The organism is Methylomonas sp. DH-1, assembly GCF_046097555.1.
Classification (GTDB): domain Bacteria; phylum Pseudomonadota; class Gammaproteobacteria; order Methylococcales; family Methylomonadaceae; genus Methylomonas; species Methylomonas koyamae.
The window spans coordinates 293,036-304,861 of sequence record NZ_CP143089.1 but is presented as its reverse complement, the minus strand read 5'-3'; the positions used below and the strand labels follow the sequence as shown (position 1 = coordinate 304,861).

Genomic DNA, 11,826 nt, shown 5'->3' with positions numbered 1-11,826 from the left:
CGTCATCGATCCGGGCAATCCGCCAATGCCACAATCACTTGCCGCGCCAGCCGTTCGCTATAACTGTCCGGCGGCCAATGCTGCGGGCTCCAGCCCTTTAGAAAACGATGGAAGTCGGTCCAGGCTAGCGGATACAGCGCCCGCCATTCGCGCTCCAGATCATGCGCATCGGCCTCGCTGCCTTTGGCGCGAAGGGCGTGGCGCAAAGCCTGAAAATAGAAATCCAGTAACTCGGTTTCCCGGCTCTGGGCGGCGTTGCCGTCCAAACAGCTATCGATAAAGTAGGCCACATCTTTGATGCCGCAACCGCCGCCGACGTATTGAAAATCGACCGCAGCAACTTGCCGGCCGTCGGCGGAAAAACAAAAATTGGCCAATTTGGCGTCGCCGTGGACCAAAGTCCGGTAATTGCCGGAATTAAGTTTGCGGTCGATCGCTGCGGCCGCGCGTTTTAACGCGGAATCGGACAGAGCGCGCAATTCGTCGGGCCGGGTCGCTAAGTGCCAATAGGTGCCGATTTGCCATAAACCGTCCGGTTGCGCGCCAAGAAAAGTGGCGTGGAAATTGGCCAGCCAGTCCAGGCAAGCGCGGATTTCGCCGGCACCCACCCGGGAGCGCCGTTGCGGAAATCCGGCAGCGTCCAAATCTTCCAACACGATCAAAATCTCCTCGCCGAACGACTCGACCGCCAGACAGAGCGGAACCCGGCACTCCACGCCGCAGCGCCGGCTCCACTGGCCGTACCAGGCCGTTTCGACTTGGTAGGAGCGCAGTTTGCGTTGGTGGGAAAGGGTATCTGTTCGGCGCGAACTACTGCGCTGCGCGGGCAATTTCACATGTTTGACGATTACGCTGCCGCGGTCGCCGCCGCGCAAACGGCAGCGGACGATGTGGCCGTACCCGCTCCACAACCGCTGCACCGGCTCGGTTTCGGTAATCGCGGCCGCGGCGGTGGCGCGCAGTATCAGCTCGTAAATGCGGCGTTCCATCGGACGGAATCGGAACAAACCGGGCCGATTCGGCCCGGAGCATGCGCTTAAAAGAACAGTTCGCGCATTTTTTGGCCCGGCGACGGCGCGCGCATGAAGGCTTCGCCGACCAGAAAGGTGTAGATGCCGTTGTCCTGCATCAATTTGACGTCGGCCGGCGTGTGGATACCGCTTTCGGTGACGATCAATTTGTCGGCCGGGATGGCGTTTTTCAGGTCCAGCGTGGTTTGCAGCGAAACCTCGAAAGTGCGCAGGTTACGGTTATTGATGCCGATCATGTGGGTGTTCAGCCGCAGCGCCCGCTCCAGTTCCTCGGCATCGTGCACTTCCACTAGCACGTCCATGCCCAAACCGGTGGCGGTATCGGCCAACTCCTTCAGCATCGCGTCGTCCAGTGCCGCGACAATCAGCAGCACACAATCGGCGCCCAACGCCCGCGATTCGTGGATTTGGTAGGGGTCTATCATGAAATCCTTGCGGATCGCCGGCAGCGGGCATCTTTCCCGCACCATCTGCAAATTGGCTTCGGAGCCTTGGAAAAACTCCTTGTCGGTCAGCACCGACAAGCAAGTGGCGCCGTTGAAGGCGTAATCGACCGCAATTTCGACCGGCTTGAAATCCTCGCGGATCACGCCCTGGCTGGGCGAAGCTTTCTTGATCTCGGCGATGATGGCCGGCTTTTGCTGGTCGGCCTTACTACGCAAGGCCTGGTAAAAGCCGCGCGGCCCTTGCACGCTAGCGGCGATTTCCTGCAACAGGGAAATCGGCGTGTTGTTTTTGCGGCGGGCGACTTCTTCGGTTTTTTTGGCGAGGATGGTTTTTAGGATGTCTGGTGTATCGGTCATTGTGCTTGTCTTGTCAGTTATGTGCCGCTTCGCGGCGGTAATTTGTATGCCCGGTGTCGGCCCGATTTAAGACCCATTGCAATAAAAGTTGGAGCACATCGTTGGTTTTTCGCTCAACATCGACAGCTCATATATTGTCTGCATTACGTTGTCGCTTGCCGGTGCCCGCATTCAAATTCGAAGGCTTTTCCGTTAAACGGCCGGAAACATACTTGTGTAGCACGCTGGCAATTAAGGTCTGATAGGGAATGCCTTCTTCCAGCGCACGCGCCTGAATATCCATCAAATCGGGTGAAGACAAACGAATGTTGACTCGCTTGTCTTTGATAAAAGTCGCGCTGGCCGCGGCCTTGAATTTAGACAAATCGGTTTTTGCCGGCGAGTTTGACACCAACTCGCCCTGCTCATAAGCATCCAAAATCTCTTGTTCGAATTCGTCGAGTTTATTCATTGAATTTATTCCTGCGTAAATAATCGCGGGTTGTCTTTCTACTTGGAATAACCGTTTTCAAGAAAAAGTAATTCTCTTCCTCTACAAATGGCACCAAATATACGTAGACATCAAGTGCCACCACAAGGATGGATTGATTGGGATACTTGTCCTGGTTTGGGTGCCGCAACTCGTCGAGCAATCCGTCAGCCTCGATAGCCAGCGCTATTTCTTCGAAAGAGATTCCGCGATATTTCTTTAACAGTTCGTTCTTCTGATGATTCCAGCGAAACGGTTTCATGCCCGGAGTGTACGCCGACGTGTGCCTATTGTCACCTGGAGCCGCACTCAAATCCTTTGCGCAAGAAAGGCCGGAATCTCAACGGTACTTTATCAACGCCTCAAACTTAGCCAACGCACTCCCATCCGCCAAAACCTGATGCGCGCGGCGGATGCCGGCGTCCAGCGAATCGGCCAAGTCGGCGGCATAGATCGCGGCGCCGGCGTTCAGCGCTACGATGTCGCGGGCCGGGCCGGGTTGGTTGTTCAGCACCGCTTTGACGATGGCCAGGCTGTCCGCGGCGCTGCCGATGGATAACGAATCCAGGCTGGCGCGCTGCAGACCGAATTGTTCCGGCGTCACGGTGTAGGTATGAATGATGCCGTCGACCAGTTCGGCGACGTCGGTCGGCGCGGCGATGCTGATTTCGTCCAGGCCGTCGCGGGCGTGGACGACCAAGACGTGGCGGCTGCCCAGCCGTTTCAAGACTTCTGCCACCGGTTCCAGCCATTGTTTGTCGAACACGCCGATCAACTGGTGCGGCGCATTGGCCGGATTGGATAGCGGGCCGATCAGATTGAACAAGGTGCGCACGCCCATTTCCTTGCGGGCTTTGACCGTATGCCGCACTGCGCTGTGGTGTTTGGCGGCGAATAAAAAGCCGACGCCGATGTCGTTGACGCATTGCGCCACTTGCTCGGCCGGCAGCTCAAGATTGACGCCGGCCAGTTCCAACAAATCGGCGCTGCCGCAGCAACTGGACACCGAGCGATTGCCGTGCTTGGCGACCTTGCCGCCCGCTGCGGCAACGACGAAAGCCGCGGTGGTGGAAATATTGAAGGTGTTGGCGCCGTCGCCGCCGGTGCCGCAGGTGTCGATGACGTGCTCGCCGTCGATAGGCACCTTATGCACCAGTTCGCGCAACACGCCGACGGCGGCGGCGATTTCGTCGACAGTTTCGCCCTTGCAGCGCAAGGCAATCAAAAAGCCGGCAATTTGCGCATCGCTCAGCTCGCCGGTCATCATCTCTCGCATCGCGGCGCGCATTTCGTCGGCGCTAAGGTCTTGGCGGTCGAGCAGTTTTTGCAGGGTGGTTTGGATGGACATGGTTAGATTGATGTAGGCGTAGGGTACGCATTGCGTACCCTTGTATCTTACTTGTCGCCATGGTTAGCTACCTTGGCACTGAGACAGAAAGAGCTTGTGCGTACCCTTAAGGTTCGACCTTGGCATGTAGATTAAGCCTTCTGTCTCGCTTCTGATGCCAACGAAGACACTGAACGGTAGCCAAGGGCAATGACCCTGTATGCACAAGGCAAGTGGGCTCGGTTGGTTTATTTTGTTTCTTCATGCTGAATCACTCTATGTTTTTTATCGGTATCGATGTTTCTAAAGCCAAACTTGATTGCAGTCTGTTATTGGATGTTGCCACTGCCAAACGCCGTGCGAAATCCGTTACCAATTCCAAAGCGGGCGTCGACGATCTGTTAGCTTGGTGTGTAAAACAACAGGCCACGCCTGACACGCTACACGCTATCCTGGAAGGAACCGGCGTTTATCACGAACAGGCTACACTCGCCTTGAGCGATGCAGGCGTCACGGTCTCGATTGTAAATCCCGCTCAAGTCAAAGACTTTGGCCGCAGCCTGGGTGTGCGCACCAAGACCGACGGCGTCGATAGTCTGGTGTTGGCTCGTTACGGCGCGTTGTTGAACCCCAGGCCTTGGACACCTCCAACTCCAGAAGCTCGCACCTTGCAAGCCCTGTTATCCCGCCGTGAAGCGATCGCCCAGGATTTGCAACGCGAGCGCAACCGCCTGGAAAAAGCCCAGGCCACCGATACTCCGGTACTGATTCACCAATCCCTACTCGACTCTATTACTTTCCTGGAAACTCAACTCGCTAAACTCCAGATCGACATCGACGACCATATCGATCAGCACCCTGAACTGAAGGCGGACCGGACGCTGTTAATCAGTATTCCCGGCGTCGGTCCCCAGGTTAGCAATCACTTGTTAGCGGTGATGCACAATCATCACTTTCAATCCGCCGAACAACTGGCCGCTTACCTGGGTTTGGTGCCCGTGGAGCGACAGTCCGGTTCGTCGATTCAAGGGCGGCCCCGACTATCCAAAGCTGGCCCCGCCCGTATACGCGCCATCCTTTACATGGCCACCGTGGTCGGCGTTCAATACAACCCTCATCTCAAAGCACTCTATCTGCGTTTGCAGGCACGTGGAAAAACCAAAATGTCTGCTCTCGGTGGTGCTATGCGTAAACTCGTACATTTGTGCTTTGGTGTCCTGAAAACTCGCGAGCCTTACCGGGGCGATTACGCTTTTCAAAGTTGACTTTTAAGACGGTATCTACAACATTGCCTAAGGACGGAATTTATCCCAAATTGTTGATCGCCACGTCCGGGTTGACGTCGGCTTCGTAATCGACGCCGTCCACTTCGAAACCGAACAATTTCATGAACTCGCGTTTGTAACCGGCGAAATCGCTAAGTTGGTTCAGATTTTCGCTGGTGACTTGCGGCCACAGCTTGCTAACCTCGTCCTGCACTTTCGGATCGAGTTCCTTCAAATCGGCGCGCAAACGGCCTTCGCTGTCCAGAATCGGCGTCTCGCTGTACAAGCTGTCGCGGAACAAGCCATCGACTTGCTCGATGCAGCCTTCGTGCGTGCCTTGTTCCTTCATCACTTTGAACAACAAGGCCAGATACAACGGCATCACCGGAATTGCCGAGCTGGCTTGGGTGACGACCGCTTTCAATACCGAGACGCGGGCGTCGCCGCCGATAGCGGCCAATTTGGCGCGGATATCGATCACGCGTTTGTCCAGGTCCTTTTTCGCCGCACCGATGGTGCCGTCCCAATAAATGTCCCAGGTGACTTTTTCGCCCAGGTAAGTAAACGCGGTGGTTTTGGCGCCATCGGCCAGCACGCCGGCTTCGCTCAGCGCATCGATCCACATTTGCCAGTCTTCGCCGCCCATCACCGCCACGGTGTTGTCGATTTCTTCCTGGGTGGCGGCGGTCAGCGTGAATTCCTTGATGATTTCTTTATCGGTATCGACGCCGTTTTGCACCAAGTCTTTACCGATCGGTTTCAGAGTCGAGTTATAGGTCACGCCGGTTTTCGGGTGGGTGCGGCGCGGCGCGGCCAGGCTGTAAACCACCAGATCGACCTTGCCCATGTCTTGCTTGATCGCGGCTATGACCCGTTGCTTGATCTCGTCGGAAAAGGCGTCGCCGTTGATGCTTTTCGCATACAGGCCTTCGGCTTCGGCGAATTGGTGAAAGGCCGCCGAGTTGTACCAACCGGCGCTGCCGGGTTTGTCGGCTGTGCCTTCTTTTTCGAAGAACACGCCCAGGGTTTTGGCACCGGCGCCGAACGCGGCCACGATCCGCGAAGCCAAGCCATACCCGGTCGACGCACCCAACACCAGCACGTTTTTCGGGCCGCCAGCGACAGCACCTTTGGCTTTAACGTAATCGATCTGTTGTTTAACATTGGCGGCACAACCGGTCGGATGGGTGGTGACGCACATAAAGCCGCGGACGCGAGGTTTGATGATCATGGTGCTCCTCAATGTAATTGTTGTTTTGCCGCGCCCGAGCCGGAACGCGTTTGCCGCCCATGATAACAAACCGGGCCGGGATTCGGCAGGTGGGGATTGAAAGAGTTGGGGGGTGAGATTTGGTGGAAGGCGCAACGTAATCGGAGGAGCGGAATTACAAGCCTACGATCAGGCTTTGTTCAATATGCCCAGGCGTGCTGGACTTCTGGACAATACGCCAACAGTTGTACTTCCAGAATAAAATATCGCCAATAACCAACCGACTTTCAGACCAAAATATCTTGAGGAGTATTTGATGCCCAATAAAAACCTTTCATTGATACTGGCAGCATTAGGCCTAACGCTTGCTGTCGATGTAAACGCGGCGCCTATCATTTCGCCGTTTGCTGCGGATTTGGCTGTCGGCCAGTACAGTGCCGATTTAACCTATCCCGGCACTTCGGCACAGGCCGCATTCAATGGTGGAGTTTGGAACGCTGGCAGTTACGGCAAGCACTGGATCCAGGCTGATATGGGGACCAGCCAAACCCTGTCGAAAGTCGTTATCACTGCTGCGGTTGCACCCGCCACTAACGCGCAGTACTGGATTTACCTGTCAAATGCAGCGATAGGCAACAGTTACAACAGCCTAACCCCGGTAGCGACATTCTCGGATTGGATAGGTACTTCAGGATTCGGACCGCATTTTGAAACCCACGAGGTGGAGTTCGCTGCTGCCTCCGGACGGTATTTACAGATAGTCGCATACGCCGGTAGCAGTTGGACCGCGCTAGGCGACCAGAAGCCAAGAGTCGACTGGGTCCAACCGGTCTCTCAAGTTCCGCTACCTCCCGCATCGCTGCTGATGTTGTCCGGTTTGCTTTACACGATGAGACGCCGGTTTTTTGGCTCGGCTACGATCTAGCGAATAGATTGGATGGGATTCGTGGACGCAGTTTGAACCACGGACGGAGCGTTGCTCCTATTTGCGCAGCATAATTGGAGCAACGACATTAACATTCGTACGATTACGCTTTGCTAATTGTACCTACGCGGGCTGATGCAACTACCGGGTATCGGCCCAACCACGGCCAGCGCCATCTTGTACAGCCTAGGCTACGGACACGATTTTGCCAACGGACGCCAAGTTGCGGCTTGGATCGGACTGGCGCCGGGGCAATACAGCGGGCACGGCTGGGCCGCGTCACCAAAGCCGGAGATGGCTATCTGCGCAGTTTACTCGTGCTGGGCGCCCGAGCGGTGCTCAATAGTTTGGGCGACAAACAGGATCGCCATAGCCGCTGGGCCCCGAGTTTGCTGGAACGACGGGGCTACTGGCGGGCTTCCGTCGCCATCGCGGCCAAGAATGCGCACATGGCTTGGGCGGTGCTGACCTACGGCGAAGACTTCCGCTTTGAGCTGAGTCAAGCATAAGGGATTGCCGCGAAAACGAGTGACAAAAACAGGAGAATAGAATCACAGCTGGACAGCCAGCGTTGATGTGAAAGGGTTGGACCCGCGCGGGGAGAGCCTGATTAGCTCTAGGGGAGGTAGTCACTTCCGACTAACGAATGAGGCCCTCGCGCGCGTCTTTCATCAGGGTCCGAGCCAAAGGCTCAACATGACCGGTTGTAGTTTAGCAGTCCTTCATCCTCTCACATCGCAAATGGAAGTCGACAACGAGTGGGTACGAATATGAAACGATGAATCTTTATAAAACCAAAATATTAGTTCCGTTGCTGGGGAAGCCCTTGTAGTAGAGCTCAGCGGCGTAGCGTTAGCGGAGTCCGCTGGAGCGTTTTGTTGGGCGATTATTTTTCAAATCCGTCATAAGCTGTTTTCCATTCCCTAGCCAATTCAGGAAGGCGCGTGAACACTTCGCGGCCAAACACAACTTCATCAACGTATCCCATGTGTAGCATGTCAATCATGCGGCACAGATATGATCGCCCGCACTCCCACCATGTAAAATAATCGTCGATAAACAAGACGTGCTGAACCTTGCGCTTAGCAGCAGCTTCGAGTTCTTCCAGTTCCATCCCATCCAATAGCGTCTCATATACGCCATCTGCCACGCGGCTACCGAATGTTGTGGTGTAATAGTATTCCTTGATTTCCCAAATTGCGATAGGGTTGACTACAGAAGGGAACGCGCCATCCACGCGCCGTGAAAGCGTACGCAACGGCATCGCGTCATGGGTCATCGTGGTTAGGCTGCGTGGGTCGTAATCGCACGGAGAGCCGCCAATATTTGCTTCCACCAGCATGTTGACCATGCCTGTTAAGAAGGCATAGTTCTTTTTTTCGGCTTTTTGCTTGTTCATGGGCAATGGACAGTTCGGTTTCAATTGCGATTTAAGTCGATTGAATTCAATTTCAGCAGATTCTTTCTTCATGAAATGTCCTTGTACAGTCTCATTCAGCACGGTGGCCCGAAAAGTGAAGTAGTCGAACAAGCGTTGGCCGAAATCGGTCAAAGTGCTATCCGAGTTGGCAATGTGAACCGTACTGAGACCGAGCCGAGCAAATTTGTGACGGATGGCCTTCAAGGAAGGAATCTTGATGGATTTTGCACCACGCTGGGTGTAGCCGACTTCTTGGCTAATTGTTCGGACGTTTGCCCAAAACTCTTTGGGTTGGGTGAGAAACCGAGGATCAGCTTTCAAGGTATCGTTTCACAAAGTCATTTAATGATATACCCGCCGCTTTGCATACAGCTTCCAGCTCGATTAGGTCGAGCCTTTGTTCGCCATTTTCGTACTTGGACACATAAGATTGTGTTTGTCCGATTTTTTGGGCAATCTGAAGCTGAGTGAGGTTGGCATCTAGGCGAATTTGTCGCAGTAGAGCGGAGAGACGTTCTTTTTTCATCTCAACACTGTAAATTCAATATTGGAATATTCAAAATTAGAATGCTAGAATTAACTCAGTCAACTATGAACACTAATCAAATGCTCGCGCAAACTACCCAACAACAAACAGAATTATTTACACTCGAAGAGGCTCCTATTCCAGTTTCGTGTGGGACAAAGCCGTTTCATACCCAGCTTTTGAAATGGGTCGGCAACAAACAGAAGCAAGCGGACTCGATAATCGAATTTTTCCCAAAGCAGTTTGGTACTTATTTCGAGCCGTTCTTAGGAAGTGGCGGTGTATTAGGAGTACTAGCTCCGAAGAAGGCGATAGCCAGCGATGCGTTTTCACCATTAGTTCAGATATGGCAGACCCTTCACAGCAATAGAGAACTATTAAAACAGCAGTACGCGGAACGGTACGCGCTGATGGCGCAGCTAGGCAAGAAGACTGCATACGAGAAAGTACTCGCAAACTATAACAAGAAGCCAAACGGGGCCGATCTTCTCTTTCTCTGTCGAGCATGTTACGGCGGTGTTGTCCGCTTTCGTAAAAATGATGGTCATATGAGCACACCAGTTGGTGTTCATAATCCAGTTTCGCCGGAAAGTTTTGGGAAACGGGTGGAAATTTGGTACGCACGAACTCAAGGCACGCGCTTTTTACATTTGGATTTCGCAGAGGCTATGGATAGAGCTAAAAAAGGGGACTTGATCTACTGCGACCCCCCATACGCTGATAGTCAAGCTATCCTTTACGGTGCGCAGGCATTCTCGTTACAACGTCTCTTCGATTCGATTGCTTCTTGCAAAGCAAGGGGGGTGTATGTCGCATTGAGCATCGACGGCACCAAATATTCTGGACGTAAACTGTGCGACATTGCGATTCCTGATGGGCTGTTTGAACGTGAAGAGTTCGTTAATGTAGGCCGGTCAATGCTGAAACGATTCCAAATGGATGGGCGGAGCCTCGAAGATCATGAAGTTCACGACCGCTTGCTACTGACGTTCTGATGCCCAACACCCGAATTAAGCCGCGAAGCGGCTTCGGCTTGAATGAGTTGTTAGCCCCACGGTGCGTGCCTTGAGCGAAAGCTACACAGTGAATGGACCATACGAAATGCCGAGTGAGCCAGGAGGCCCATACGCTGCAAGGACCTCATCAGTCGGAATGACGAGTCGAGTCTGGCCTTTTGGATGCCAACAGTTCTTCCCCGAGTAGTAGAAGAATCTTCCGCCAGTGCCCAAGCCATACTTCGCCTCTGGTTCAACCTCAAACCTGCCCCGCCCTAGTCTCACAACTCTCGCAGGAACGTAATGAAGAAGCCCCGCCTGAGTTATGCGGATAGCAACAGAAGTGCCGATCTTTACGTTTGTGCGAAGCCAGGATTCGATTTCCTCGGCTGACTGCCCGAAACATGGCGCTTTTGACTTGTTCATATCGATGAATTGAGAGTGGGCCTAACTAGGAATTAGATAGTTTCTGCATAACTACCACGAATCCTGCTTCCCCTCAACAAATTAGCGGACTACAAGGGCTTTCCCTTTCTGTATATCATCAGCAGTCGATAACCTGTTGGTTAGTAAAGACTCCATATACCCGTCACGATCTCAACCACCCGACCGCACCCAACCCCGCCATCCGCCCGCTAGCCAAACAAGTCGTCAACAAGTACCCCCCAGTCGGCGCTTCCCAATCCAGCATTTCGCCGGCGCAGAAGGTGCCGGGTAGTTTACGCAGCATCAGGTTTTGCTCCAGCTCTTCAAATTCGACGCCGCCGGCGCTGCTGATGGCTTCCGCGATGGGGCGCGGGCGATGCAAGACGATGGGCAGGGCTTTGAGTGCGGCGGCCAGCTTGACCGAATTGTTGAGTTCGGCGGCGGGCAGGGCTTCGCGCAGCAGCAGGGTCTTGACGCCATCGATGGCTAGCCGTTTGCGCAGGTAATTGCTCAGGCTGTCCTTGCCGCGCGGTTTGGCCAGACGCTCGGCTATGTTTTCCGGGCTGCGGTCCGGCAGCAAATCCAGCCATAGCGTTGCCGCACCGGCCGCGGCGATGGCGTCGCGCAATGGCGCGGACAGGGCGTAGATCAAGCCGCCCTCCAGGCCGTAATCGGCGACGGTCAGTTCGCCCTGCTGGCTGAACGTTTCGCCTTGGTTATTGCGAAATGTCGCGACCACCGATTTGAGCGGTTGGCCGGCGCAACGTTGGCGGAATACGTCGCTCCAATCGGTTTCGAAGCCGCAATTGGCCGGGCGTAGCGGCGATAAGCCGATGCCGCGCACGGCCAGAATTTCGGTCCAGGCCCCGGTCGAACCCAGTTGCGGCCAACTGCCGCCGCCCAGTGCCAGCAGCGTCGCATCGGCCTGGACATGGCGCTCGCCGTCCGGCGTGGCGAAGCGCAACGCGCCGTCGGCCCAGCCCAGCCAGCGGTGGCGCATCCGAAATTGCACGCCGTTGCTTCGTAAGCGATGCAGCCAGGCGCGCAGCAACGGCGCCGCCTTCATTTCGGTCGGGAATACCCTGCCGGAGCTGCCGACGAAGGTAGCTATCCCCAAACCTTTGACCCAGGCCCGCAAATCGTCCGGTGTAAAAGCTTGCAGCATCGGTTCCAGTTCGGCGCGGCGCGGGCCGTAGCGGGACAAGAATGCATCGAAGGCTTCGGCGTGGGTGATGTTCATACCGCCTTTGCCGGCCATCAGGAATTTGCGGCCGGCCGACGGCATGGCGTCGTATACGGTGGCGGCGATGCCGGCCTGGCTGATGACTTCGGCGGCCATCAGGCCGGCCGGGCCGGCACCGACGATGGCGACCTTTGCTGCGGGGCCGGCGGGCATGCTGAGTTTCGAGATACGCGCGGGGCGTAGTAG

At 55.1% G+C, this 11,826-nt stretch carries 12 protein-coding genes and 1 pseudogene; 4 read left to right on the top strand and 9 right to left on the bottom strand.

All coding sequences use genetic code 11. From position 1 onward, the window contains the following. Positions 1-2: 2 nt before the first annotated feature. The 5 genes from VXJ35_RS01410 to trpD form a co-directional block, all read right to left on the bottom strand. The gene (locus VXJ35_RS01410; protein WP_064020185.1) at positions 3-989 is read right to left on the bottom strand and encodes a phosphotransferase; all 987 of its coding nucleotides are present in this window, start codon (positions 987-989) and stop codon (positions 3-5) included. Between the two features lie 47 nt (positions 990-1,036). Next, on the bottom strand, positions 1,037-1,834 hold the full coding sequence (trpC, locus tag VXJ35_RS01405) for an indole-3-glycerol phosphate synthase TrpC (protein WP_064020184.1): 798 nt from the start codon (positions 1,832-1,834) through the stop codon (positions 1,037-1,039). 127 nt (positions 1,835-1,961) lie between these two features. Continuing rightward, positions 1,962-2,285 (bottom strand): hypothetical protein, encoded by a 324-nt coding sequence (locus VXJ35_RS01400; RefSeq protein WP_064020183.1) that lies wholly within the window; start codon positions 2,283-2,285, stop codon positions 1,962-1,964. Further along, positions 2,278-2,565, bottom strand: a complete 288-nt coding sequence (locus VXJ35_RS01395) for a hypothetical protein (protein WP_064020182.1) — start codon at positions 2,563-2,565, stop codon at positions 2,278-2,280. The genes VXJ35_RS01400 and VXJ35_RS01395 overlap by 8 nt, the downstream gene beginning before the upstream one ends. Positions 2,566-2,643: 78 nt before the next feature. Continuing rightward, the gene (gene trpD / locus VXJ35_RS01390; protein ID WP_064020181.1) at positions 2,644-3,651 is read right to left on the bottom strand and encodes an anthranilate phosphoribosyltransferase; all 1,008 of its coding nucleotides are present in this window, start codon (positions 3,649-3,651) and stop codon (positions 2,644-2,646) included. A 242-nt stretch (positions 3,652-3,893) separates the two neighbouring features. Between trpD and VXJ35_RS01385 the strand changes: the two genes are divergently transcribed. Further along, positions 3,894-4,895, top strand: a complete 1,002-nt coding sequence (locus VXJ35_RS01385) for an IS110 family transposase (protein ID WP_197495947.1) — start codon at positions 3,894-3,896, stop codon at positions 4,893-4,895. A gap of 40 nt (positions 4,896-4,935) precedes the next feature. Here the strand turns inward: VXJ35_RS01385 and fabV are convergent, their stop codons facing one another. Continuing rightward, positions 4,936-6,126 carry an enoyl-ACP reductase FabV gene (gene fabV, locus VXJ35_RS01380; RefSeq protein WP_064020180.1) on the bottom strand — a complete coding sequence of 397 codons (1,191 nt, stop codon included), beginning with the start codon at positions 6,124-6,126 and terminating at the stop codon, positions 4,936-4,938. A gap of 295 nt (positions 6,127-6,421) precedes the next feature. Here fabV and VXJ35_RS01375 point away from each other — a divergent pair, with 295 nt between their 5' ends. Further along, positions 6,422-7,030, top strand: coding sequence for a discoidin domain-containing protein (locus tag VXJ35_RS01375; protein ID WP_064020179.1), 609 nt, complete (start codon positions 6,422-6,424; stop codon positions 7,028-7,030). A gap of 132 nt (positions 7,031-7,162) precedes the next feature. Beyond that, a pseudogene (locus VXJ35_RS01370) lies at positions 7,163-7,539 on the top strand (transposase); the annotation flags it as partial. Between the two features lie 377 nt (positions 7,540-7,916). Here the strand turns inward: VXJ35_RS01370 and VXJ35_RS01365 are convergent. Continuing rightward, complete coding sequence (locus tag VXJ35_RS01365) at positions 7,917-8,771, bottom strand: hypothetical protein (protein ID WP_157198037.1); 855 nt, start codon at positions 8,769-8,771, stop codon at positions 7,917-7,919. Beyond that, complete coding sequence (locus VXJ35_RS01360) at positions 8,761-8,976, bottom strand: helix-turn-helix domain-containing protein (RefSeq protein ID WP_082880763.1); 216 nt, start codon at positions 8,974-8,976, stop codon at positions 8,761-8,763. The genes VXJ35_RS01365 and VXJ35_RS01360 overlap by 11 nt, the downstream gene beginning before the upstream one ends. 65 nt (positions 8,977-9,041) lie before the next feature. Between VXJ35_RS01360 and VXJ35_RS01355 the strand changes: the two genes are divergently transcribed. Further along, a complete protein-coding gene (locus VXJ35_RS01355; RefSeq protein ID WP_197495945.1) occupies positions 9,042-9,971 on the top strand; it encodes a Dam family site-specific DNA-(adenine-N6)-methyltransferase in 930 nt (309 codons plus the stop codon). A 589-nt stretch (positions 9,972-10,560) separates the two neighbouring features. Here the strand turns inward: VXJ35_RS01355 and VXJ35_RS01350 are convergent. Beyond that, a complete protein-coding gene (locus tag VXJ35_RS01350; protein ID WP_064020178.1) occupies positions 10,561-11,793 on the bottom strand; it encodes a TIGR03862 family flavoprotein in 1,233 nt (410 codons plus the stop codon). Positions 11,794-11,826 lie beyond the last annotated feature (33 nt).

Excerpts from the sequence above, each read along its gene's own strand:
- VXJ35_RS01410 (WP_064020185.1), bottom strand. The coding sequence starts at position 989 with ATGGAACGCCGCATTTACGAGCTGATACTGCGCGCCACCGCCGCGGCC.
- trpC (WP_064020184.1), bottom strand. The coding sequence starts at position 1,834 with ATGACCGATACACCAGACATCCTAAAAACCATCCTCGCCAAAAAAACC.
- VXJ35_RS01400 (WP_064020183.1), bottom strand. The coding sequence starts at position 2,285 with ATGAATAAACTCGACGAATTCGAACAAGAGATTTTGGATGCTTATGAG.
- VXJ35_RS01395 (WP_064020182.1), bottom strand. The coding sequence starts at position 2,565 with ATGAAACCGTTTCGCTGGAATCATCAGAAGAACGAACTGTTAAAGAAA.
- trpD (WP_064020181.1), bottom strand. The coding sequence starts at position 3,651 with ATGTCCATCCAAACCACCCTGCAAAAACTGCTCGACCGCCAAGACCTT.
- VXJ35_RS01385 (WP_197495947.1), top strand. The coding sequence starts at position 3,894 with ATGCTGAATCACTCTATGTTTTTTATCGGTATCGATGTTTCTAAAGCC.
- fabV (WP_064020180.1), bottom strand. The coding sequence starts at position 6,126 with ATGATCATCAAACCTCGCGTCCGCGGCTTTATGTGCGTCACCACCCAT.
- VXJ35_RS01375 (WP_064020179.1), top strand. The coding sequence starts at position 6,422 with ATGCCCAATAAAAACCTTTCATTGATACTGGCAGCATTAGGCCTAACG.
- VXJ35_RS01360 (WP_082880763.1), bottom strand. The coding sequence starts at position 8,976 with ATGAAAAAAGAACGTCTCTCCGCTCTACTGCGACAAATTCGCCTAGAT.
- VXJ35_RS01355 (WP_197495945.1), top strand. The coding sequence starts at position 9,042 with ATGAACACTAATCAAATGCTCGCGCAAACTACCCAACAACAAACAGAA.
- VXJ35_RS01350 (WP_064020178.1), bottom strand. The coding sequence starts at position 11,793 with ATGCCCGCCGGCCCCGCAGCAAAGGTCGCCATCGTCGGTGCCGGCCCG.